This is a genomic window from Curtobacterium sp. USHLN213 (assembly GCF_037144815.1).
GTDB lineage: Bacteria > Actinomycetota > Actinomycetes > Actinomycetales > Microbacteriaceae > Curtobacterium.
This window is the reverse complement of the sequence record NZ_JBBCYQ010000001.1, coordinates 475,376-497,812: the sequence shown is the minus strand read 5'-3', so window position 1 is coordinate 497,812 and position 22,437 is coordinate 475,376. Positions and strand designations below refer to the sequence as shown.

Genomic DNA, 22,437 nt, shown 5'->3' with positions numbered 1-22,437 from the left:
CCAACCAGAGCATCCGGAGACCGCATGTACTTGAAGAGCCTGACCATCAAGGGGTTCAAGTCCTTCGCGCAGCCGACGACGTTCGCGTTCGAACCGGGCGTCACGTGCATCGTCGGCCCGAACGGCTCCGGCAAGTCCAACGTCGTGGACGCCCTCGCGTGGGTGATGGGGGAGCAGGGGGCGAAGACCCTCCGTGGCGGCAAGATGGAGGACGTCATCTTCGCGGGCACCTCGACGCGCGGTCCGCTCGGCCGTGCGCAGGTGCTGCTGACGATCGACAACGCCGACGGCCTGCTGCCGATCGAGTACTCCGAGGTCACGATCTCCCGCACGCTCTTCCGCAACGGCGGCAGCGAGTACGCGATCAACGGCGAGAACTGCCGCCTGCTCGACGTCCAGGAGCTCCTGAGCGACACCGGCCTCGGCCGTGAGATGCACGTCATCGTCGGCCAGGGCCAGCTCGACAAGGTCCTGCACGCCACGCCCGAGGACCGCCGCGGCTTCATCGAGGAGGCCGCGGGCATCCTGAAGCACCGTCGGCGCAAGGAGAAGACCCTCCGCAAGCTCGACGCGATGCAGACGAACCTGACGCGCCTGTCCGACCTCGCGGGGGAGATCCGCCGCCAGCTGAAGCCCCTCGGACGCCAGGCCGAGGTCGCGCGCAAGGCCCAGTCGGTCGCCGCGGTCGCCCGTGACGCCAAGGCCCGCATCCTCGCCGACGACGTCGTCCGCCTGCGCCGCGAGCTCCACGAGCACCAGGAGGTCGAGGCCGGTCGCAAGTCCGAGCGCATCGTGCTGCAGGAACGGCTCGACCAGACCCGTGCCCGCCAGCAGCACGTCGAGCAGAGCATGGTCGGCGACGACGTCGACCGCGCCCGCACGGTGGTGCACCGGCTGGAGAGCGTGCAGGAGCGGCTCCGCGGCCTGTCGAGCCTGGCGAACCAGCGCCTGATGTTCCTCGCCCAGCAAGCCGACGCACCGCAGCAGGGCCCCACGATCACGCCGGAGCAGGTGCAGGGCGTCCGGAACGAAGCGGACCGGCTCGAGGCGCAGGCGGCGGAGATGACCGGCGGCACGGCGGTGGCGGCGCAGCGGGTGCAGGCGGCCCGTGCGGCGCTCGACGCTCTCGACGAGCGGATCGCCGCCCAGGCCGCTCTCGTCTCGCAGCACGACCTCGAGGCCCAGCGCCTCGGGTCCGCGGTGGACGTGGCGACGTCGAAACGCGGCTCCGCGGTGGCCGACCGGGAACGGCGCGAGCGGGCGCTGGCCGAGGCGGGGGAGCGGTCCGAACGGGCGGCTGCGGCACTCGCCGAACTCGGCGCGGACCCGTCCGAGGGCATCGACGAGGAGGCGCTGACCGCCGCGCTCGAGACCGCCCGCGAGCAGCAGGAAGCGGCCCAGGCGGCGCGTGACGAACTCCGTGACCGCCTGCACGCCCTCGAGCGCGAACGGGACGCCCTCGACGCCCGTGTCGCCGCGCTCGGCATGTCGATCGACGTCCGTGACGGTTCGCAGGCACTCATCGAGGCCGGGCGCGACGGCATCGTGGGTCGCCTCGCGGACCGTCTCAGCGTGACGCCCGGGTTCGAAGGGGCGATCGCGATCGCCCTCGACGGGCTCGCCGACGCCGTCCTCGCCGACGACCGGTCCGTCGCGCTCGACGCCGTCGCGCACGCCCGCACCGAGGACATCGGACGCATCGACGTCGTGGTCGCTGACGCCGACGCCCTGCCGTCCGGACTGCCCGAGCGGCTCCCGGCCGGGGTCCGCCGCGCACTCGACCTCGTGCAGGGTCCGCCGTCGATCGCCGCGATCCTGCGGGACACGCTGGTCGCGGACGCCGACGGGGTCGACCTGGAGGCGGTGCTCACCGCCGCCCCGCAGGCCACGGTGGTGACGCGGTCCGGTGACCTCGTCCGTGCGGTCCGCGTGACGGGCGGCGGCGAGCGCGTGACCTCGCGCATCGAACTCGTCGCGGAACGCGACGACGCCGTGACCCGCCGCGACGCGATCGCGCGCGACGCCGAGGACGCGGCCACGCGCCTCCAGGCCGCCCGCACCGCCGTCGAGGACGCACGTCGCGCGGCGGACGACGCGGACGCTGCCTCGCGCGCCCACGCCCGGGCGAAGGCGGAGTACGACCGGACCAGCGCGTCGACCCGCGCGAAGGTGGAGAACGCCGCCGCCGAGGTCGAGCGACTGCGCGCAGCCCTCGCCGAGACCGACGGCGCTGCCGAGGCTGCCGAGGCGGCCCTGGCCGAGGCGGAACGCGCACGCCAGGAGTTCGCCGACCGTCCGCGCCCCGTCGTCGACGCGTCCGAGCGCCCCGGGTTGCAGGACGCGCTCGAGGCCGCACGCGCCGCCGAGATCGAGCAGCGCATCCAGGTCGAGACCGTCCGCGAGCGTGTCCGGGCGGAGCGGACCCGCGCCGACCAGCTGGAGCGGCAACTCGAGGCCGAACGCGCCGCAGCGGCGGAGGCCGCACGACTCGCCGTGATCCGCCGTGGCCAGATAGCCGTCGCCGAGGACGTGCTCGCCGACCTGCCCGGGCTGCTCGGTGCCGTCGACCGGTCCCTCGCCGAGGCGCGCGTGCAGCTCGCCACCGAGGAGGCCGAGCGGTCGAAGCGGAACACCGAGCTCCAGACGATCCGGAACGAGGAGCGCGAGCTCCGCGACCGCCTCCAGTCCATCACCGACGGCGTGCACTCGCTCGAGATGGAGATCTACGAGAAGAAGTTGCACGTGTCCGGCGTGCTCGACCGGGCGCAGAGCGAGCTCGGGCTCGTCGAGGCCGTGCTCGTCGCTGAGTACGGGCCGCACGTGCCGGTCCCGGTGGACGTCCTGATCGACCCCCGGGTCCTCGCGCGGAAGCACCGCGACGCCGAGCGCGCGGCCGCTGCCGCCGCGGCGGAGACGGTCCTGGACGGCGCCGTGCCGGAGGCGACGGTGGAGGACGGGGCCGAGCCGCGCCTCCAGTCCGACGACTCGCCGACCGACGCCGACTCGCCGACCGACGCCGACTCGCCGACCGACGCCGACGACGACCTGGTCGAACTGGTCGACGCCGAGTCGACGCTCCCGGGCGGCCCCGCCCTGCCCGAGTTCGACGCCACCGAGGACGTCGACCCCGCCGACGTCGAGACGGTGCCGTACGTCCGCGCCGAGCAGGAGCGACGGCTCAAGGCGGCCGAGCGGGACCTCGGGCAGCTCGGCAAGGTGAACCCGCTCGCGCTCGAGGAGTTCCAGGCGCTCGAACAGCGTCACGCGTTCCTCGCCGAGCAGCTCGAGGACCTGCAGAAGACCCGGACCGACCTCATGACGATCATCGACGAGCTCGACCAGAAGATGCAGACGATCTTCGAGTCCGCGTTCGACGACACGAAGGAGGCGTTCGACGTCATCTTCCCGATCCTCTTCCCCGGCGGCTCCGGGTCGATCACGCTGACGAACCCCGACGACCTGCTGAACACCGGCATCGAGGTGCAGGTGAAGCCCGCCGGCAAGAAGATCGACCGGCTGACGCTGCTGTCCGGCGGCGAGCGGTCCCTGGCCGCGGTGGCGTTGCTGGTGGCGATCTTCACCGCCCGCCCGTCGCCGTTCTACATCATGGACGAGGTCGAGGCGGCGCTCGACGACGCCAACCTCGGGCGGCTGCTGACGGTGTTCGAGCGGCTGCGGGCGTCGTCGCAGCTCATCGTGATCACGCACCAGAAGCGCACGATGGAGATCGCCGACGCGCTGTACGGGGTCTCGATGCGGCAGGACGGCGTCTCCGCCGTCGTCGGCCAGCGCGTGCAGAAGCGGTCGCCGGAGCCGGCGGTCGCGGTCGCGTAGGCCCGAGTCCGAGACTCGGCTCCGCGGACAGTTTCGTGCCCTCGCGGCCGCGAAACTGTCCGCCTGGCCGAGTCTCGGCGCGCCGCCGGCCTCCGCGACCACACGACGGACGGGAGGGGGGGGGGGGGGGGGGGGGGCCCCCCCCCCCCGGCGACGCGGGGGGGGGGGGGGGGGGGGGGGGGCCGGGGCGCCCCCGGCCGCGCCGCCGGGGGGGGGGGGGCCCGGCGGGCACCGCGCCTCCAGACCGTCAGACGGTCGCGACTAGTGCGCGTCGGCCTCGACGGCCTCCTTCGGCTCGCCCGTCGGGGTGAGCCCGCGCTCCTGGCGACGCTTCGACACCACGAGCGACGCCACCGTGGCGACCGCGATCGTCAGCATGATGAAGCCCAGCGAGAACCAGATCGGGATCTCCGGAGCCCACTCGATGTGCTCACCGCCGTTGATGAACGGCAGCTCGTTGACGTGCATGGCGTGGAAGACGAGCTTGACGCCGATGAACCCGAGGATGACCGCGAGGCCCTGTCCGAGGTAGATGAGGCGCTCGAGCAGCCCGGCGATGAGGAAGTACAGCTGACGGAGCCCGAGCAGCGAGAACGCGTTCGCGGTGAACACGATGAAGGCGTCCTGGGTCAGCCCGAAGATCGCGGGGATCGAGTCGAGCGCGAAGAGCACGTCGGTGAGGCCGATCGCGACCATCACGAGCAGCATCGGCGTGAAGAGGCGCTTGCCGTCGACCTTCGTGGTGAGGCGGTCGCCGTCGTAGTGGTCCGAGGTCGGGATGACGCGCTTGAGGATCCGGATCAGGCGGGAGTCACCCTCGTCGCCACCGTGGTCGTTGCCGCTGCGGGCCTGCGACCAGGCGAGCCAGAAGAGCAGCGCGCCGAACAGGTAGAACACCCACGAGAAGTTGTCGATGATCGTGACGCCGAGGGCGATGAAGATGCCGCGTGCGACGAGGGCGATCGCGACGCCGACGAGCAGGACCTTCTGCTGGAACTCCTTCGGCACGGCGAAGCTCGTCATGATGATGAGGAAGACGAACAGGTTGTCGACCGACAGTGCCTTCTCGGTCAGCCACCCGGCGAAGTACTCACCGCCGGCCTGTCCGCCGCCGAAGACCAGGATGCCGACACCGAAGAGGATCGCGAGCCCGACGTAGAACGCCGACCAGAACGCGGATTCCTTGATGTGCGGGACGTGCGGGGTGCGCACGTGCGAGAAGAAGTCGAACACCAGCAGCGCGAGGATGCCTGCGATGGTGAGGAGCCAGACGAAGAGTGGGACGTCCACGGGTTTCCTTCAGGTCGATGGGCGCAACCAGGTGGTGGGTACGCCGAGGCCTGAAGGTCTCTTCCGCCGCGGTCCGCACGATGTGTCGACCACGACCGGCGCCCCGGGCCCGGATCGTTCCGGACCGTACTGACGGGGACACCGAGGAGGAATACTCCCCTTCGTGGTGTCGAGCGTACCGGGCGCCGCCCACATGCGCCGCGCTCTAAGCTGGGAACATGGCGAGTTCCTGGTCACTGTCCTCCCGGCTGCGCGGGCTGTTCCAGCGCAAGACGATCGACGAGACCACGTGGGAGGACCTCGAGACGGCGCTCATCGGTGCGGACTTCGGCCCGGACATCGCCGACGAGATCATCCAGGACCTCCACGCGCGCGTCGACCGCTACGGCACGACGGACCCCTCCGACCTCCAGCGGATGCTGCGCGAGGTGCTCGAGGAACGGCTGTCGAAGCTCGACACCACGCTGAAGCTCAGCAACCGGCCGGCGGTCGTGCTCGTCGTCGGGGTGAACGGCGTCGGCAAGACCACCACCATCGGCAAGTTCGCGAAGTTCCTCAAGACGTACGACCGCACGGTCCTCGTCGGCGCGGCGGACACCTTCCGCGCCGCCGCGGTCGAGCAGGTCGCGACGTGGGCGGAGCGAGCGGGCGTCGAGGTCGTGCGACCGGCCCAGCCCGGGCAGGACCCGGCGTCGGTCGCGTACCAGACGGTCGAGAAGGCCATCAGGGACAACACCGAGATCGTCGTCATCGACACCGCCGGCCGACTGCACACCAAGGCCGGGCTGATGGACGAGCTCACCAAGATCAAGCGCGTGGTCGAGAAGCAGACCGAGATCGCCGAGGTCCTGCTCGTGCTCGACGCCACGACCGGCCAGAACGGCCTCGCGCAGGCGCAGGCGTTCATCGAGGGCGCGGGCGTCACGGGGCTCGTCATCACCAAGCTCGACGGCTCGGCCAAGGCCGGCTTCGTGTTGAGCGTGCAGGAGAAGACGGGCATCCCGATCAAGCTCATCGGCCAGGGCGAGGGCATCAACGACCTCACCGGTTTCACCCCGCACGTGTTCGTGCAGAACCTCGTGGGCTGATTCCGGGTACCGTCTGCGCAGTACAGGGATCGTCCAGGTACACGGAAGGAGCCCTCACATGCCCGCTCTGCTGATCATCGCGATCATCGTCGGCCTCGTCCTGCTCTTCAGCGGCATCTTCGTCGGTGCCCTGAAGTTCCTGCTGTGGGTCGGGATCGTCCTCATCATCCTGGCCGTCATCGGCTGGCTGCTCAGGAGCATCCGCGGTCGCGCGTAGCGACCGACGCGTCCGTCACGGACGCATGCGCGGAACGGGAGGCGCGGGGGCCCCGGGCCCCCCCCCCCCCCGTCCGTCGTCCGTCCGGTCCCACCGCTCAGACGGCCTGGCGACCCGGCGTCGCGTCGAGCAGGTGCGACAGGTGCTCCGGCACCGTGCCGCCGCGGGCGACCGTGGCACGCGCCCAGAGGCGCCCGGCCCGGTAGGACGACCGGACCAGCGGCCCGGCGAGGACCCCGGCGAAGCCCATCTCCTCGGCCACCTCGCGCAGGGCGACGAACTCCTCGGGTGCGACCCACCGCGCGACCGGCAGGTGCCGCGGCGACGGGCGGAGGTACTGCGTCAGCGTGATGATGTCCGTGCCGGCGTCGTACAAGCGCTGCAGGGCATCCTCGATCTCGATGCGCTCCTCGCCCATGCCGAGGATCAGGTTCGACTTCGTGACGAGCCCCGCGTCGCGTCCCTGCGTGATGACGTCGAGGGAGCGCTCGAAGGTGAACGCCGGGCGGATGCGCTTGAAGATGCGCGGTACGGTCTCGACGTTGTGGGCGAAGACCTCGGGGCGGGCGTCGAACACCTGTCCGAGCTGGTCCGGGCGGCCGTTGAAGTCGGGCACGAGGATCTCGACGCCGGTGCCGGGGGAGTGCTCGTGGATCTGGCGGATCGTCTCCGCGTAGAGCCAGGCGCCGCCGTCGGGCAGGTCGTCGCGGGCGACGCCGGTGACGGTGGCGTACTTCAGGCCCATCTCGGCGACGGAGTCCGCGACCCGGCGGGGCTCGTCGCGGTCGAGCGGCTCGGGCTTGCCGGTGTCGATCTGGCAGAAGTCGCAGCGGCGCGTGCACTGCGAGCCGCCGATGAGGAAGGTGGCCTCGCGGTCCTCCCAGCACTCGAAGATGTTCGGGCAGCCGGCCTCCTGGCAGACGGTGTGCAGCTGCTTGCTCCGCACGAGGCCGGACAGCTCGCGGAACTCCGGACCCTGGGTGGCGCGGGTCTTGATCCACGCCGGCTTGGTCTCGATCGGGGTCTCGGCGTTGCGGGCCTCGACGCGGAGCATCCGGCGGCCTTCGGGGGCGAGGGTCATACGAGGGTCTCCTGTCGTGCGGGCGTGGTGGTGGGCGTGCCCGCGGCGCTGCTGATCCGGTGTCCGGAGTGCATGCCCCGCTCGGCGGCGCGGAGGCGGTCGAGCACCACGGGGACGATCTCGTCGACCGTCACGGTGCGACCGGCTGCGCGGCTGAGGGTCGACACCCCCGCGTCGCTGATCCCGCACGGCACGATCGCGGCGTAGGCGTCGAGGCTGTTCGTGCAGTTGATCGCGAGGCCGTGGCTCGTCACCCCCTCGGCGACGTGCAGGCCGATCGCGCCGACCTTGGCGTGCGGGGCACCGGCCGGGCCGGGGACCCAGGCGCCGCTGCGACCCGGGACCCGCTCGGCGAGCACACCCACGGCGGCCGCCGCGTCGACGATGACCTGCTCGAGGTCCCGCACCCAGGCGACGACGTCGAGCGGCTCGGCCAGCCGGACGATCGGGTACGCGACGAGTTGCCCCGGTCCGTGCCAGGTGATCCGTCCGCCGCGGTCGACGTCGACCACGGGGGAGCCGTCCGTCGGCAGGTCGGACGGTTCGGTGCGACGCCCGGCGGTGTACACGGACGGGTGCTCGCACAGGACGACGGCCCCGGGAGAGCGGCCGGCGACGACGTCGGCGTGGAGGGCCCGCTGCAGTGCGAGTCCCTCGGCGTGGTCCAGCAACCCGGACGGGCGCACGATGTCGAGTTCCGGCATGCGCGCCAGGCTACGACAGTTTCTGTACTCCGTCCAACAACGGCATCGACGGGTTTCCGGAGGTCACGGCAGGCGGACGTCCTGCCACGTTGCCGTGCGGAGCTCCTCCTCGTACAGCGCACGAGCCCGTGGCAGGTGGCGTCGTTCGACCGCGAAGACGTGCACCGCGATGCCCGCCCACAGCACCCCGGGGAAGAGCGCGAGCACGACGTCCTGCCAGTCGCTCGCACCGGCCAGTTGCGAGACGGCCGGTGCGAGGAACAGGACGGCCAGGACCGCGGAGAGCCACGCGAACCAGCTGGTCCGGTCGATGAAGTGCGCGAGCCACCGGACCCGCCGTCGGGCGGGGACGGCGACCGGCTCCGGACCCCCTCGAACCCACTCCCGCAGCGCCCGCTGGGTCGCGTACCCGCCGATGGTGGCCCAGGCGACGACGACGAGGACGGTCACGAGCACCCCCGCGCCGATGCCGACGGCCACGACGGTCGACACCGGGATCGCGAACCGTGACGCGAACACGGCGGCGGCGAACCCGCAGAGCAGTGCGACGGCAGCGGCACGGGCCCAGCCGCCGAGGTCGATCTCCCGGAGGTGCATGCGACGGACAGTAGTCCGGGGCTTGACCTGAAGCGCGGTTGAGGGTGTCGGGTGGGGCCATGCACATCCGCCAGGTCCAGCTCGCCACCCGCTCCCTCGACGACACCGCCCGCTGCTACGAGAGACTCGGGTGCGCCGTGCTCGCCGACGACGACTCGGTCCGGGTCACCGTCGGGTCGTCGCAGCTCGTCTTCCGCGTGCTCGACGGGATGACCGGGGCGCACCACCTCGCGTTCACGATCCCGACCGGGACGTTCGCGGACGCGAAGCGCCGGGCGGCCGAGGTCGCGACGGTGCTCGGGGCGCAGGGTGTCGACGAGTTCGAGGGGCCGGCTGGGTGGGACTCGCGGTCGGTGTACTTCGAGGGGCCCGACCGGCAGCTGCTCGAGCTCATCGAGCGACGGGAGCTCCCCGACGGCGACGCCGCGCCGGCCGGCGGGCACCCCGCGCCGCTCGCCCCGCTGCTCGTGTCGGTCAGTGAGGTCGGCATCGCCGTCCCCGACGTCCCCGGGGCGGTCGAGACGCTCAGCCAGCACGGACTCGACCCCTACGCCGGCCCGCCGGGGCCCGACTTCGCCCCCGTCGGCGACGTCGACGGGCTGCTCATCCTGGTGTCGCCCGGCCGCCGGTGGTTCCCGACGCTCGACCGGGCCCCGTCGTCGGCTCCGGTGGTGGTCGATCTCGGGCTCGGCACGACGGTGGAACTGGCCGAGGGCGTCCTCCTGCGGTGAACGGGCGAGAGCGTCCGGGCGGGGCCTTGTAGAATCGACGGATCATGGCGCAATTCGGTTCACTCTCCGATCGGCTGACCGAGACCTTCCGCAACCTGCGGAGCAAGGGTCGGCTGACTCCGTCCGACGTCGACGGCACCGTCCGCGAGATCCGGCGGGCGCTCCTCGACGCCGACGTCGCGCTCGAGGTCGTCAAGGCGTTCACCGCAGCCGTCCGCGAGCGGGCCCTCTCCGACGAGGTCAACCGCGCGCTCAACCCGGCGCAGCAGGTCGTCCAGATCGTCAACGAGGAACTCGTCGCCATCCTCGGCGGCCAGCAGCGGCGTCTCGAGTTCGCGAAGCGGCCCCCGACGGTCATCATGCTCGCGGGCCTCCAGGGCGCCGGCAAGACCACGCTCGCCGGCAAGCTCGGCAAGTGGCTCAAGAAGGACGGCCACACGCCGATGCTCGTCGCGGCGGACCTCCAGCGTCCGAACGCCGTGCAGCAGCTGCAGGTCGTCGGCGAACAGGCCGGCGTGCACGTCTTCGCGCCGGAGCCCGGCAACGGCGTCGGCGACCCGGTCAAGGTCGCGAAGAACGCCATCAAGGCCGCGGTCGACCAGCAGTACGACACCGTCATCGTGGACACCGCCGGTCGTCTCGGCGTCGACGCCGAGCTCATGAAGCAGGCCGCGAACATCCGCAAGGCCGTCGACCCCGACGAGGTCCTCTTCGTCATCGACGCGATGATCGGTCAGGACGCGGTCAACACCGCCCGCGCCTTCCAGGAAGGCGTCGACTTCACCGGCGTCGTCCTCTCGAAGCTCGACGGCGACGCCCGCGGTGGTGCGGCCCTGTCGGTCGCCAGCGTGACCGGCCGTCCGATCATGTTCGCCTCCACGGGCGAGGGGCTCGACGACTTCGAGCCGTTCCACCCGGACCGCATGGCGAGCCGCATCCTCGACCTCGGCGACATCCTCTCCCTCATCGAGCAGGCGCAGGGTGCCTTCGACGAGGAAGAAGCGCGCAAGGTCGCCGAGAAGATCGCGAGCGACTCGTTCACGCTCAACGACTTCCTCGAGCAGATGCAGCAGCTCCGCAAGGCCGGCTCGATCAAGGGCATGCTCGGCATGCTCCCCGGCGCCAAGGGCATGCGCGAGGCGCTCGACAACTTCGACGAGCGCGAGATCGTCCGCACCGAGGCCATCATCCAGTCGATGACCCCGCAGGAGCGCGAGCTGCCGAAGCTCCTCAACGGCTCCCGCCGCCTCCGCATCGCCAAGGGTGCCGGCTCCACCGTGACCGAGGTCAACGCCCTCGTGAACCGGTTCGAGCAGGCCGCGAAGATGATGAAGACCGTCGCCCGCGGTGGGGTCCCGCAGATGCCCGGCATGGGGCCGATCCCCGGCATGCACGGCGGCAAGAAGCAGCAGCAGGGCGGCAAGAAGAAGTCCAAGGTCGGCAACCCGGCGAAGCGTGCGGCGCTCGCCGCGGGTGCGGCCGCGGCGCCGCAGCAGGCGCCGAAGGGGTCCGGTCTCGGGCTCGGCGGCGGCAAGGGCGGCAAGGCGCCGACCGAGGAAGAGCTCGCGTCGCTGCAGAAGTTCCTGGGTCGCTGACGCGGCTCGCGATCGCAATCAGTTGACGAACGGGAGGCGCGGTGCCGGCTGGCACCGCGCCTCCCGTCCGTCGGTCAGCGCTTGGACCGCTTGAGCCAGGCCCGCAGGTCGGCGTACGTCCCGTCGTCCTCGCCGAAGAGGACGACGTTGCGCGCGGCGTCCAGCCAGGCACCGGTGGACGGGCGCACCTCACCGAGGGCGCCGAGCAGGTCCGCCATGCCGATCAGCCGGACCGACCCGGTCGTGACGCTGTCCATGAGCGCCCGTTCCGCGGCGACCTCGCAGACGTAGGCGATGTCCGCGCCCGAGAACCCCTCGGTGCGCTTCGCGAGCGCTGCGGCGTCGATGCCCTCGACGGGTCGGTCCCGCAGGTGGCCGCGGAAGACCGCCTCGCGCGCGGGGGCGTCCGGCGGCAGCACGAGCACGGTGCGGTCGAGCCGCCCCGGTCGGCGGAGCGCGGGGTCGACGTCCCAGGGCTGGTTCGTCGCCGCCAGGACGAACACGCCCTCGTTCCCGCCGTCGATGCCGTCCAGCTCGGTGAGGAGCTGGTTGACCATCCCGCGGACGTGCGAGCTCCGGGTCTGACTGCGCCGTTGTCCGAGCGCGTCGACCTCGTCGAAGAACACCACGCAGGGCGCCGCAGCCCGGGCGGCGCGGAACACGGCCTCGATGTTGCGTTCGCTCTGGCCGACGTAGGGGTCGAGCACGTCGGTGATCGAGACGCTCATGAACCGTGCGCCGAGTTCGCCCGCGACGGCCCGGGCGATGAACGTCTTGCCACAGCCGGGCGGCCCGTACAGGAGCAGGCCGCCGCGGAGGCTCTTGCCGTAGAGGGTGCGCAGCTCGGGGTTCGCGAGCGGTGCGAGGAACGCCGCGGTCAGGCGCTGCTTCACGGTCTCCATGCCACCGACGTCGGCGAACCGGACACCGGCGCGCTCGACGGAGAACGCCGACGCGGGGTTCGGGTCGGGGCCGTCGTCGTCGACGAACGCCGGTTCGACGATGTGCTCCACCTGCTGCTCGGCGGCGTGCCAGTCGAACCCGGTCGCGGGCGGGGGACCGGCGTCGTCCGTCGCGGCGTCGTCCGGTCCGGGCGCGGCGGGGCCGGCCGTCGCGTCGGGTTGCAGCGCCTCGAGCATGAGCGCCCGGGCCGCGGCGTCGTCGGGGGCGACCGCGACCGCTGCCGCCGCTTCGGTCGTGGCCTCGACCCGGCGCCCCGCGTCGAGGAGCAGGCGCCCGAGGTGGACCCGGAGCGTGACGTCCTCCGGAGCGGCCACCACGGCTCGCCGGATCGCGTCGATCAGTGGGTCGTCGTCCATCGGGACTCCTCGTCCGTCGTCGTTCACCACGGGTTCCCCCAGCCGTCGTCGTCGCGGTCGGTCCGTCCCTCGTCGACGTCCTGCCGCACGGGCGTGGTCTTCGGGAACGCGCGCATCGTCCTCCGGATGCGTACCGAGGCGACGACGACCCCGGCGAACACCAGTCCCTGTGCCACCACTGCCGCGACCGGCGGGAGGAAGAGGCCCGCGACCGAGACGGCCGTCGCGGCCCCGAGGACGCCGACGGTCGTCGTCCACCCGGGGACCGCCCGCCGCGCCGCGCGCACGAGGAACCCCGTCCGGGGCCGGGTCTCGGCGGCGAACCGGAGCACGACGACCACCACGAGCGCGAGTCCGATCACCGGCGGGAGCGTCGTGTACCAGCGGCCGGCGTCCGACGGCGCGTCGAGGGAGACCAGGTACTGGAAGCCGGTCATCAGGGCGCCGGCACCGAGTCCGAACCGGATGCGCGCGAGCGGGTTGAGGACACCGACGACGAGGTTCCGTCGCGCGAGCGCGTTCGTGGGGTCCGTCGCGAGGATCCCGGCGAAGGCGAGCGCGGACTCACCGTCGTGACCCCGCCGGAGTCGCGACACCGCGAAGTTGTGCCGTGCGCCGCGGTCCTCCGGCGCGAGCTCGAGGCCGCGTCGGTAGGCGGCCTGGGCGTCGCGCTGCCGTCCCGCCGCGAGCAGCAGGTCGCCGTGCCTGCGGTGCGCCATCGGTTCGAGCGGCGCCAGCCGGACGGTCTCGTAGCTCGCACGGAGCGCCTCGGGGCGGCGCTGTTCGTCGAGCCAGAGGGCGTCGGCCACCGCGAGGTGTGCGAGCCACGACCCGGGATCGGCCTCGACGGATCGGCGCGCGGCGGCGACGGCTCCGGTCTGGTCGCCCGAGCGGACCAGGGTCGTCGAGAGGATCCGGAGCGCGACGGAGTCGGTGGGGGCGAGGCCGACCGCGCGTCGGGCCTCGTCCTGGGCGTCGTCCGGACGGTCGAGCGCCAGGAGGGCCAGCGCCCGGACACGGTGCCCGGCGACCGAAGCGCCCTGGTCCCGTTCGACGACGGCCAGGTCGGCGAGCGCGTCGGCGGGCCGTCCCGCGTCGATCAGGGCGGCCGCCCGCTGGACGGTCGGCCCTGCTCCGCGTTCCGCGGTCCCCCCTGTCACAGGGGAACTGTAGCGGTCGCGCGGACTCCCGCACGTCCCCCAGGACGGGAGGCGCGGTGCCGGCCGGCCCCCCCCCGCCAGCCCGTCGGACGGTGACGGTCAGAGCGAGTCGCGCAGCTCGGTGACCAGGTGCCGGACGACGGCGCGGAGGTCCCCGCCGTTCTCCTGCGCGACCTGCAACTGCCGCTGGTAGGAGGCGCCGTCCGCGATCATCGTGTCGAGGTGGTGCAGCTCCTGCTGGCACCCGAGACGGTCCGCCACCGGGTCGAGCCGCTGCACGAGGTCGTGCACCTCGTCGGTCACGAGCCGCTCGTCGCCGGCGGCGTTCGTGATGATCTCGGCCTCCATGCCGTACCGGGCCGCACGCCACTTGTTCTCGCGGACGAACCAGGGCTGCATGGTCGGCAGGGTCTCGCCGGCGTCGAGCCGGTCGGACATCTCGGTGACGAGGCACTGGACGAGCGCGGTCACGGCCCCGACCTCGTGCAGGGTCGAGATGCCGTCGGAGACGCGGTTCTCGAGGGTGCCCCAGCCGGGCGACGGGCGGATGTCCCAACGGAGGTCCTTGACGCCCTCGATGACGCCGGTGCGGGTGAGGTCGTCGACGACCTCCTCGAAGTTCGCCCACGCGCCGAGTGCCGGCGGCAGGCCACCGGTCGGCAGCTGCTGGAACATCAGGGCGCGGTTCGAGGCGTACCCGGTGTCGGTGCCGGCCCAGAACGGGCTCGAGGCGGTGAAGGCCTGCAGGTGCGGCACGTACGCGAGCATCGCGCCGAGGATCGGCAGCGCCTTGTCGCGGTCGTCGATGCCGACGTGGACATGGACGCCCCAGATGAGCATCTGACGGCCCCACCACCGGGTGCGGTCGATGAGGGTCGTGTAGTGCTCGCTGTCCGGTGTGATCTCCTGCTGGTCCCACACGGCGAAGGGGTGGGTGCCGGCGCACATGACCTGCGCGTCGAGCGGTTCGGCGGCGTCGACGACCTCGCCGATGATGCCGGACAGCTCGCTCGTGGCACCGCTCACCCGCGAGTGGACGCCGGTGACGACTTCGACCGTGTTCGTCAGGAGCTCCTCGGTCACCCGGTCGTGGTCACCGAGCCGCTGCTGCACCGCCTGGATGACGGCGGGGGCACGCGGGGTCAGGTCGCCGGTGTCCCGGTCGACCAGGGGGAGCTCCCACTCGACGCCGATGGTCGACGGGCGGGACTCGGTGAAACGGATGTCCATGCTGTACATCCTGCCCGGCTCCTTGTCGGACACGCACAAGGAACCGCACTCCCGGTCGTGCGGATCCGATTCACAGACGATCCACACCGGGCGTACCGTAGTAACGCTCAACAGGGAAGAGGTAGGCATGCAGCTGGTCGTGCGCGGGACGAACGCACCGCTCGTCGGAGAACTCGACATCCCGGTCTCGAAGTACCACGCGCACCGCGCGCTGGTGCTCGCGTCGCTGGCGAAGGGGACGAGCATCGTCTCCGGCATCAGTGCGACCCGGCAGGTCGAGTGGACCGTGGGCACGCTCCGTGCCCTCGGCGTCGACGTCAAGCGTCGCGGGAACGAGTACCACGTCACCGGCCTCGGCGGTCGGTACGAGGCTACCGACGTCGTCGACCACGGCTCCCGGGGCGCCGACGGGCTCCTCAACATGGGTTCCTCGGGCACCACGCTCTACTTCATGACGGGGCTCGCGTCGCTGGCGGACAAGCCGATGACCCTCTCGGGCATGAAGTACTTCCAGCGCCGCCCGATCAAGGCCCTGCTCACCTCGCTCACCCAGATGGGCATCGAGCTCGAGGCCACGAACGACTGCCCGCCGGTCACCGTGCAGCCGAAGCGTCCGCGCGGCGGCGACGTCCAGATCGCCGGCACCCTGTCGCAGTGGATCTCCGGCCTGCTCCTCGTCGCGCCCTTCGCGGAGGAGGAGACCAGGATCCACATCACCGGCGGACGGCTCAACGAGCAGCCGTACGTCGAGCTGACCGTGCGCATGATGCGCCAGTTCGGCCTCACGGTCGAGGTGTCCGACGACTGGCTCGAGTACCGGATCCCGGCGAACCAGCAGGCCACCCCGCACGACTACGTGATCCCGCCGGACATCGGCTCGGCCGCGTTCGGTATCGCTGCGGCCGGCATCCGCGAGTCGAACGTGCTGCTCCGCGGCATGACGGCGTTCACCACCGCCGAGACCGACCACCCGGAGAGCGAGTTCCTCGACCTCGCCACGGCGATGGGGGTCCCGATGCGGATCGACGAGGAGACCGGCTTCGTGCGCATCGAGCACGACGGCTCCCCGCTGCGCCCCCTCGACATCGACTGCCAGCCGATCCCGGACCTGCTGCCGATCCTGTCCACGATGGCGACCTTCGCCGAGGGCACGACCCGGCTCTGGAACGTCGCGCACATCCGGTTGAAGGAGTCCGACCGCGTCGCGGCGATGCTCCAGCTGAACCGACTGGGCGGCCGCGCCGAGCAGGGCGCCGACGAGCTGCGCGTCACCGGTGTCCGTCCGGGCGACCTGCACGGGTCGCCGATGTCCTCGTTCAACGACCACCGCGTGCTGATGTCGCTGGCCGTCGCCGCGTCGAAGGCCGACGGCGTCTCCGCCCTCACCTACCCGCGCGCCTACCGGATCTCGTACCCGACCTTCCTCGAGGCGATGAACTCGGTCGGCCTCGACATGGAGGTCGGCGACGGCGCCGAGGCGCAGATCGCCCGCGACGACCGGATCGACGCCGCCGAGGCCGCTGCGGAGAGCACGGACCTGGGGGATGAGCAGGAGACGGTGACGAGCGCGCTGCCCGAGCTCGCCGGCGTCGACGCCGACCCGCTCGTCCTCAGCGAGAAGGTCCGCGCACTCTCCCAGCAGGACCCGGACGGCCTCGCCGTGATCGAGGTCGGTGGTCCCGAGCCGGTGAACACGACGTGGCGCGAGCTGCAGGACGAGGCCGACAAGGTCTCCGCCCTGCTCCTCGAGCTCGGCGTCCGCACGGGCGAGTCCGTGGCGATGCAGCTGCCGAACTGGCGCGAGTTCGTCTCGATCACCCTCGGTGCGATCCAGATCGGTGCCGTCGCGACGCCGATCATGCCCGTGTTCGGTCCCCGCGAGACCACGATGACACTGGCCCGGTCCCGCGCCCGCGTGGTCTTCCTGCCGAACGTCTTCCGGAAGCGTCGCCCGGCGCTCGAACTGCTCGAGGTCATCGACGAGGCGAAGGCCCAGAAGCGCCGCCTGTCGGTCGAGCACGTGGTCGTGCTCCGCTCCGAGGCACGCGGACAGGCGGACAGCCCGACGAACCAGCCGCCGCTGCCCGCCGACGCCGCCGACCGCGTCGCCGCGAGCGAGTGGAACTGGCGCTACTTCGACACTGCGCTCGACTCGGTCCAGGTGGACGTCGACCAGATCCTGTCCCACGCGCCCGGCCCGGACGACGTCTGCCAGCTGCTCTTCACCTCCGGCACCACCGGCGAGCCGAAGGGCGTGCAGCACCCGCACCGGACGCTCGGCCTGGCGACCGCGATGCACGTCGCGCAGTCCGGCCTGACGAGCGAGGACCGGATCTACATCCCGTCGCCGCTCGCCCACCAGACCGGGTTCCTGTACGGCATGCTCCTGGCCTTCCGGCTCGGCGCACCGCAGGTCATCCAGCCCGTGTGGGACGGCACCGTCGCGCTCGAGCAGGCGTTCGGCGTCGCGAGGGCCACGTTCGTGCAGTGCGCGACGCCGTTCCTGACCGACCTCGTCGACCTCGTCGAGGCCGGGGCCGGACAGCCCGAGTCCCTCCGGATCTTCGTGCCGACGGGCGCCGCGGTGCCCCGTGCACTGGCCCAGCGTGCCGCGACGGTGCTCGGCACCGCGATCCTCGGCGCGTTCGGCACGAGCGAGACCTGCCTCGGGGCGCTCTCCAGCCCGACCGACGACCCGGCGGACGCCTACGGTCACGACGGTCGCGCGCTGCCCGGCATCCGGATCCGCATCGTCGACGACGAGGGGCACGAGCTGCCGGCGGACACCGAGGGCAACTTCGAGCTGCACTCGCCGACGATGTTCGACGGGTACCTCGACCGGCAGGACCTCACGGACGACGTCTTCACCGAGGACGGCTGGTACAAGACCGGTGACCTCGCGAAGGTCGACGCCAAGGGCTTCCTGTCCATCACCGGCCGCGTCAAGGACGTCATCAACCGCGGTGGCGAGAAGATCCCGGTCGTCGAGATCGAGAACCTGCTCTACCAGCACCCGCTCGTCACCGACGTGGCGATCGTCGCGATGCCGGACGCCCGCCTCGGGGAGCGCGCCTGCGCGTTCGTCGTGCCCGCGGCCGGTGCGGAGCAGCTCGACTTCGCCGCGATGCAGCGCGCGCTCGACAAGGCCGGCGTGAGCAAGTACTACTGGCCTGAGCGTCTCGAGTACATCGCCGAGCTGCCGCGCAACGCGGTCGGCAAGGTCCAGAAGAACGTCCTGCGCGAGCAGGCAGCCGCGCTCGTCGCGACGAAGGAGAACTGACAGATGACGATGGTCATGGAGCCGCAGACCGAGGCCGCCTTCCAGGAGCTCAAGGCCGAGGTGACCGAGTGGGTCCGCGGTCGCGGCGAGGAGTGGGCGGAGGAGATCGAGCGCACCGGCCAGGTCGCGCCCGAGCTGTTCCAGGAGCTCAAGGACAAGGGGTGGCTGTCGCTCGCCGCCCCGGCCGAGCTCGGCGGACGGGGCATCCCGTTCTCGCGCTACCTCGAGATCATGGAGATCGTGTCGCGGTCGCACGCGTCGATCCGCATGCTCGTGCACGTCATCAACGGCACCTGGCGCGCCATGCAGCCGTACGCGACGCCGGAGCAGCTCGACGAGGTCGTGAAGCCGAGCGTCGCCGGTGACAAGCTCGTCGCGTTCACGCTGACCGAGGCGACCGCGGGCACGGGTGCCGACATCCGCACGACCGTCCGCCGTGAGGGCGACACCTACGTGATGAACGGCGAGAAGCACCTCATCACGTTCGGCGTGAAGGCCGACTACTGGCTCATCGCCGCGCGCCTCGAGGGCACCACGGGCCAGGACGGCACCGTCGCGTTCCTCATGCCGAACTCCGGCCTGCCCGGCGCCGAGGTGATCGACGACTCCGACACCATGGGCATCCGTGGCACCGACCACGCGATCCTCCGCTTCACCGAGACCCCGATCCCGGCCTCCGCCCGTCTGGGCGAGGAGGGCCAGGGCCTCGAGGTCGCACTCGGCGGCTTCCTGCTGCCGAGCCGCGTGTCCGTCGCGATGAGCGCCGTCGGCCTCGCCGAGCGTGCGAACGAGCTCGCCGTCGAGTACGCGAACAAGCGCGAGACGTTCGGCAAGAAGCTCTCCAGCCGGCAGGCGATCCAGTTCTACGTCGCGGAGAACTACGCCGACATCGCCGCCGCGCGCGCCCTCGTCCTCGAGGCGGCCCGCGCCTACGAGGAGGGCCGTCCGGACGCCGGCACGCTGTCCAGCGCCTCGAAGATGGTCGCCGTCGACATGCTCGCCCGCGTCACCGACAAGGCACTGCAGGTGCACGGCGGCCAGGGCTACTGGAAGCGCAACGCCATCGAGCGCGTCTACCGCGACGCGCGCGCGCAGCGCTTCGAGGAGGGCACCAACGAGATCCAGAAGCTGGTCGTCGGCCGCGCCGTCGTGACCGGCCAGGCCGGGTTCTGACCCGCAACCACTCCATGGCCTGGAGGCGCGGTGCGGGCCCGAACCGCGCCTCCAGGCCCTGACAACGCAAGGAACACATTGGCTGCAACCACTGCTCCCATCGCCCTCATCACGGGTGCCTCCCGCGGCATCGGCCGCCTGCTCGCGCAGAAGCTCGGCCAGCGCGGCGTCACCGTCGTCGTGACGTACAAGGGCAACGCCGACCTGGCCGAGGAGTCGCTCGCCGACGTCAAGGCCGCGGGCGGCGACGGGATCACGGCGCAGGTCGACATCGAGCAGCCCGAGTCGATCGACGCGCTGTTCGACCTGGTCCGCGACACGTACGGACGCCTCGACTACTTCGTCGCGAACGCCGCCGCGAGCGCCTTCAAGCCCGTCGCGGACCTCAAGCTGCACCACCTCGACCGCAGCTACGCCACGAACGCCCGCTCGTTCGTCCTCGGTGCGCAGCGTGCCGCGCAGCTCATGGACAGGGGCGGCCGCATCGTGGTGGTCACCTCGTACGGGTCGCTCCGCGCGTTCCCGACGTACGCCGCGCTCGGTGCCGCGAAGGCCATGAGCGAGTCCTACATGAAGTACATGGCGGTCGAGTTCGGGCCCCGTCAGATCACCGTGAACGCGGTCAACGGCGGGCTCATCGACACCGACTCGCTCGAGTACTTCTACACGAAGGTGCCCGGTCAGGCGCCGATCGACACCGTGTTCGAGAAGCTCCCGCTGCAGCGTCCCGGCACCGCCGACGACATGGCCGACGCGGTGGACTTCCTGCTCTCCGACAAGGCCGGCTACATCACGGGCCAGGTGCTGTCGGTCGACGGCGGCCTGACCGTGATCGCCCCGCCGTTCTGGGCGGACACGACGTCCCCGCTGCGCGACGCGGTCCTGCCGCCGGCCGACGCTGCTGCCGACTCGGCTGCCGACACGGCAGAGTAGGCGCATGAGCACCGTCGCCATGCCCGACCTCGCCGTCGTCTCCTCGCCGTGGACGCTCGGCCCCCTGACCCTGCCGAACCGGGTGGTCATGGGGTCGATGCACACCGGGCTCGAGGTGCACGACGACGGCGGGGCCGGCATGGCGGCGTTCTACCGTGAGCGTGCCGCGGGCGGTGCCGCGTGCATCATCACCGGCGGCATCGCGGTGAGCGACGAGGCCCGTGGTGGCCCGGACTTCGCCGTGTTCGGCGTCGGGGGAGCGGACGAGCGGTTCCGTGCGGCGGTCGACGCCGTGCACGACGCCGGTTCGGTGATCCTCGCGCAGCTCTTCCACGCCGGGCGGTACGCGCTCGCGTCGGGCATGGTCGACCGGCACGGGGAACCCCAGCGCGTGGTGGCCCCGTCCGCGTTGCCGTGGGCGGCTGCCCGTGGCGTGGTGCCGGTCGAGCTGACCGCCGCCGAGATCGAGCGGACCATCGAGGACTTCGCGGACGCCGCCCGGTCGGCGCGGGACATCGGCTTCGACGGCGTCGAGATCATGGCGTCCGAGGGCTACCTCATCAACCAGTTCCAGTCGCCGCTGACGAACCTGCGCGACGACGAGTGGGGCGGGGACGCGGTCCGGCGTCGTCGGTTCACGGTGGCGGTCGTCGACGCCGTCCGCAGGGCGGTACCGGACCTCGCCGTGACGATCCGGCTCTCCGGCGCCGACCTGATGCCCGGCTCGTCGACCGACGACGACGTCGACGCGCTCGTGCACGAGCTGCTGCCCCTCGGCCTCGACGGGATATCGGTCGGCATCGGCTGGCACGAGTCCCGCACGCCGACGGTGCAGGCCGCGGTGCCGCACGGTGCGTGGCTCGCGTACGCCGCCCGCATCGCCGGCGTCGTCCGCGCTTCGGCGTACCCGGACGTGAAGGTCATCGCGTCGAACCGGATGACGGACCTGCGCGACGGTGAGGCCGTGCTGGCCGACGGGCTCCTGGACGCGGTCGCCCTCGCGCGCCCGTTCCTCGCCGACCCCGCGATCGTGAACCGGTCGCTCGCCGGCGCCTTCGACCTCGTCAACACCTGCATCGGCTGCAACCAGGCCTGCCTCGACCGCTCGATCGTCGGCCAGCCCGTGTCGTGCCTGGTCAACCCGCGCGCCGCCCGCGAGGTCGCGTTCCCCGCCCGTCCGACGACCGACCCGAAGCGCGTCGACGTCGTCGGTGGTGGCCCGGCCGGGCTCGCCGCCGCGGTCGACGCCGCTCGTCGCGGCCACACCGTGACCCTCTGGGAGGCGTCCGACCGGCTGGGCGGACAGTTCGACCTCGCCGCGCTGGTGCCGGGCAAGGAGGACTACGCGGCGACGGTCCGCGCCGCCCGCGCCGAGCTCGAGGACCGCGGCGCGACGATCCACCTCGGTCGGGCCGCCACGGCCGCCGACCTCACCGCGAGCGAGGCCGTCGTGCTCGCCCCCGGTGTCGTGCCCCGGGCGATCGACGTCCCCGGTGCCGACCTGCCGCACGTCCGGTCCTACGAGCGGGCGCTCCGCGAGGGCGTCCCCGCCGGGACCGTCGCGATCATCGGCGGCGGTGGGATCGGCGTCGACACGGCGGCGTTCCTCGTCGAGTCGCCCGACGAGCCCCGGCGTGCCACCGAGTTCGGCGTCCGCTGGGACCTCGACGTCGCGGACACCGTCGTGGGGGACGTGCCGCAGCGGCTCCCCGTGGCGACCCGCACGCTCCGACCCGGCGGCGACGTCACCGTCCTCCGTCGCTCGGGCAAGTTCGGGCAGGGCATCGGCATCACCTCCCGCTGGGTGGCGATCGGCCGGCTCCGGGACGCCGGCGTGCACCTGGTCGGCGGCGTGCAGGAGTACCTCCGCATCGAGCCCGGTGTGCTCTGGATCCGCGACGAGCACGGCGAGGAACGCGGCGTCCCTGCGGACACCGTGGTGGTCTGCGCCGGGCAGGAGCGGGCGCTCGGGACGGGTGCCGAGGCGGGCGCAGGGCCGTCCGACGGACTCGAGCCGCGCCTCCTGGCATCCGGTGTGCCGTACGCCGTCGTGGGCGGCGCGCGCGACGCCCGGAGCGTCGACGCGGTGCGTGCCACGTCCGAAGCGCTCGAAGCGGTTCGACGACTCGCACCCTGACGGCGCGTCCCGACTCGCTTCTCGCTCGGAAACCTGCAAGAATGAACGGTCGAATCGTGTCCGCTCGA

16 protein-coding genes are annotated in these 22,437 nt (G+C 72.0%); 9 read left to right on the top strand and 7 right to left on the bottom strand.

Annotated elements, in window-relative coordinates; all coding sequences use genetic code 11:
- The first annotated feature begins 24 nt into the window (after window positions 1-24).
- Window positions 25-3,834, top strand: a complete 3,810-nt coding sequence (locus WFH25_RS02275; protein ID WP_336696681.1) for a chromosome segregation SMC family protein — start codon at window positions 25-27, stop codon at window positions 3,832-3,834.
- A gap of 261 nt (window positions 3,835-4,095) precedes the next feature.
- Here WFH25_RS02275 and WFH25_RS02270 read toward each other — a convergent pair whose 3' ends face one another.
- Window positions 4,096-5,124, bottom strand: coding sequence for a TerC family protein (locus WFH25_RS02270; RefSeq protein ID WP_070416415.1), 1,029 nt, complete (start codon window positions 5,122-5,124; stop codon window positions 4,096-4,098).
- A 218-nt stretch (window positions 5,125-5,342) separates the two neighbouring features.
- Here WFH25_RS02270 and ftsY point away from each other — a divergent pair, with 218 nt between their 5' ends.
- Both ftsY and WFH25_RS02260 read left to right on the top strand, forming a co-directional pair.
- On the top strand, window positions 5,343-6,212 hold the full coding sequence (gene ftsY, locus WFH25_RS02265) for a signal recognition particle-docking protein FtsY (protein ID WP_336696680.1): 870 nt from the start codon (window positions 5,343-5,345) through the stop codon (window positions 6,210-6,212).
- A 58-nt stretch (window positions 6,213-6,270) separates the two neighbouring features.
- The gene (locus WFH25_RS02260; protein WP_139199230.1) at window positions 6,271-6,429 is read left to right on the top strand and encodes a DUF4175 domain-containing protein; all 159 of its coding nucleotides are present in this window, start codon (window positions 6,271-6,273) and stop codon (window positions 6,427-6,429) included.
- Between the two features lie 97 nt (window positions 6,430-6,526).
- Here WFH25_RS02260 and lipA read toward each other — a convergent pair whose 3' ends face one another.
- The 3 genes from lipA to WFH25_RS02245 all read right to left on the bottom strand — a co-directional run bounded on the left by lipA (window position 6,527) and on the right by WFH25_RS02245 (window position 8,811).
- The gene (gene lipA / locus WFH25_RS02255) at window positions 6,527-7,510 is read right to left on the bottom strand and encodes a lipoyl synthase (RefSeq protein WP_083413783.1); all 984 of its coding nucleotides are present in this window, start codon (window positions 7,508-7,510) and stop codon (window positions 6,527-6,529) included.
- The gene (gene lipB / locus WFH25_RS02250; RefSeq protein ID WP_336696679.1) at window positions 7,507-8,214 is read right to left on the bottom strand and encodes a lipoyl(octanoyl) transferase LipB; all 708 of its coding nucleotides are present in this window, start codon (window positions 8,212-8,214) and stop codon (window positions 7,507-7,509) included. Before lipB ends, lipA begins: the two co-directional genes overlap by 4 nt.
- A 63-nt stretch (window positions 8,215-8,277) precedes the next feature.
- Window positions 8,278-8,811, bottom strand: a complete 534-nt coding sequence (locus tag WFH25_RS02245) for a hypothetical protein (protein ID WP_336696678.1) — start codon at window positions 8,809-8,811, stop codon at window positions 8,278-8,280.
- 59 nt (window positions 8,812-8,870) lie between these two features.
- On the opposite strand from WFH25_RS02245, the gene WFH25_RS02240 reads away from it, so the two are divergent.
- Both WFH25_RS02240 and ffh read left to right on the top strand, forming a co-directional pair.
- Window positions 8,871-9,542: a hypothetical protein gene (locus WFH25_RS02240; protein ID WP_336696677.1), complete on the top strand. Its 672-nt coding sequence runs from the start codon at window positions 8,871-8,873 to the stop codon at window positions 9,540-9,542.
- A 44-nt stretch (window positions 9,543-9,586) separates the two neighbouring features.
- On the top strand, window positions 9,587-11,137 hold the full coding sequence (gene ffh, locus WFH25_RS02235) for a signal recognition particle protein (RefSeq protein WP_336696676.1): 1,551 nt from the start codon (window positions 9,587-9,589) through the stop codon (window positions 11,135-11,137).
- 74 nt (window positions 11,138-11,211) lie between these two features.
- Here the strand turns inward: ffh and WFH25_RS02230 are convergent, their stop codons facing one another.
- The 3 genes from WFH25_RS02230 to WFH25_RS02220 form a co-directional block, all read right to left on the bottom strand.
- Window positions 11,212-12,456: an ATP-binding protein gene (locus WFH25_RS02230; protein ID WP_336696675.1), complete on the bottom strand. Its 1,245-nt coding sequence runs from the start codon at window positions 12,454-12,456 to the stop codon at window positions 11,212-11,214.
- A 23-nt stretch (window positions 12,457-12,479) separates the two neighbouring features.
- Window positions 12,480-13,616: a tetratricopeptide repeat protein gene (locus WFH25_RS02225; protein WP_336696674.1), complete on the bottom strand. Its 1,137-nt coding sequence runs from the start codon at window positions 13,614-13,616 to the stop codon at window positions 12,480-12,482.
- A 99-nt stretch (window positions 13,617-13,715) separates the two neighbouring features.
- Complete coding sequence (locus WFH25_RS02220; RefSeq protein WP_217637395.1) at window positions 13,716-14,855, bottom strand: glutamate--cysteine ligase; 1,140 nt, start codon at window positions 14,853-14,855, stop codon at window positions 13,716-13,718.
- A 118-nt stretch (window positions 14,856-14,973) separates the two neighbouring features.
- Between WFH25_RS02220 and aroA the strand changes: the two genes are divergently transcribed.
- The 4 genes from aroA to WFH25_RS02200 all read left to right on the top strand — a co-directional run bounded on the left by aroA (window position 14,974) and on the right by WFH25_RS02200 (window position 22,369).
- Window positions 14,974-18,126: a 3-phosphoshikimate 1-carboxyvinyltransferase gene (gene aroA, locus WFH25_RS02215; RefSeq protein ID WP_336696673.1), complete on the top strand. Its 3,153-nt coding sequence runs from the start codon at window positions 14,974-14,976 to the stop codon at window positions 18,124-18,126.
- Window positions 18,127-18,129: 3 nt separating this feature from the next.
- Window positions 18,130-19,299 (top strand): acyl-CoA dehydrogenase family protein, encoded by a 1,170-nt coding sequence (locus tag WFH25_RS02210; RefSeq protein ID WP_071302165.1) that lies wholly within the window; start codon window positions 18,130-18,132, stop codon window positions 19,297-19,299.
- A gap of 78 nt (window positions 19,300-19,377) precedes the next feature.
- Window positions 19,378-20,232, top strand: a complete 855-nt coding sequence (locus tag WFH25_RS02205; protein ID WP_071296154.1) for an SDR family oxidoreductase — start codon at window positions 19,378-19,380, stop codon at window positions 20,230-20,232.
- Window positions 20,233-20,236: 4 nt separating this feature from the next.
- Window positions 20,237-22,369, top strand: a complete 2,133-nt coding sequence (locus tag WFH25_RS02200) for an oxidoreductase (RefSeq protein ID WP_336696672.1) — start codon at window positions 20,237-20,239, stop codon at window positions 22,367-22,369.
- Window positions 22,370-22,437 lie beyond the last annotated feature (68 nt).

What these genes read in the sequence shown, in the direction of transcription:
- WFH25_RS02200 (WP_336696672.1), top strand. Translation starts at nt 20,237, where the DNA reads ATGAGCACCGTCGCCATGCCCGACCTCGCCGTCGTCTCCTCGCCGTGG.
- ffh (WP_336696676.1), top strand. Translation starts at nt 9,587, where the DNA reads ATGGCGCAATTCGGTTCACTCTCCGATCGGCTGACCGAGACCTTCCGC.
- WFH25_RS02240 (WP_336696677.1), top strand. Translation starts at nt 8,871, where the DNA reads ATGCACATCCGCCAGGTCCAGCTCGCCACCCGCTCCCTCGACGACACC.
- WFH25_RS02260 (WP_139199230.1), top strand. Translation starts at nt 6,271, where the DNA reads ATGCCCGCTCTGCTGATCATCGCGATCATCGTCGGCCTCGTCCTGCTC.
- WFH25_RS02210 (WP_071302165.1), top strand. Translation starts at nt 18,130, where the DNA reads ATGACGATGGTCATGGAGCCGCAGACCGAGGCCGCCTTCCAGGAGCTC.
- ftsY (WP_336696680.1), top strand. Translation starts at nt 5,343, where the DNA reads ATGGCGAGTTCCTGGTCACTGTCCTCCCGGCTGCGCGGGCTGTTCCAG.
- lipA (WP_083413783.1), bottom strand. Translation starts at nt 7,510, where the DNA reads ATGACCCTCGCCCCCGAAGGCCGCCGGATGCTCCGCGTCGAGGCCCGC.
- lipB (WP_336696679.1), bottom strand. Translation starts at nt 8,214, where the DNA reads ATGCCGGAACTCGACATCGTGCGCCCGTCCGGGTTGCTGGACCACGCC.
- WFH25_RS02245 (WP_336696678.1), bottom strand. Translation starts at nt 8,811, where the DNA reads ATGCACCTCCGGGAGATCGACCTCGGCGGCTGGGCCCGTGCCGCTGCC.
- WFH25_RS02220 (WP_217637395.1), bottom strand. Translation starts at nt 14,855, where the DNA reads ATGTACAGCATGGACATCCGTTTCACCGAGTCCCGCCCGTCGACCATC.
- WFH25_RS02275 (WP_336696681.1), top strand. Translation starts at nt 25, where the DNA reads ATGTACTTGAAGAGCCTGACCATCAAGGGGTTCAAGTCCTTCGCGCAG.
- aroA (WP_336696673.1), top strand. Translation starts at nt 14,974, where the DNA reads ATGCAGCTGGTCGTGCGCGGGACGAACGCACCGCTCGTCGGAGAACTC.
- WFH25_RS02230 (WP_336696675.1), bottom strand. Translation starts at nt 12,456, where the DNA reads ATGGACGACGACCCACTGATCGACGCGATCCGGCGAGCCGTGGTGGCC.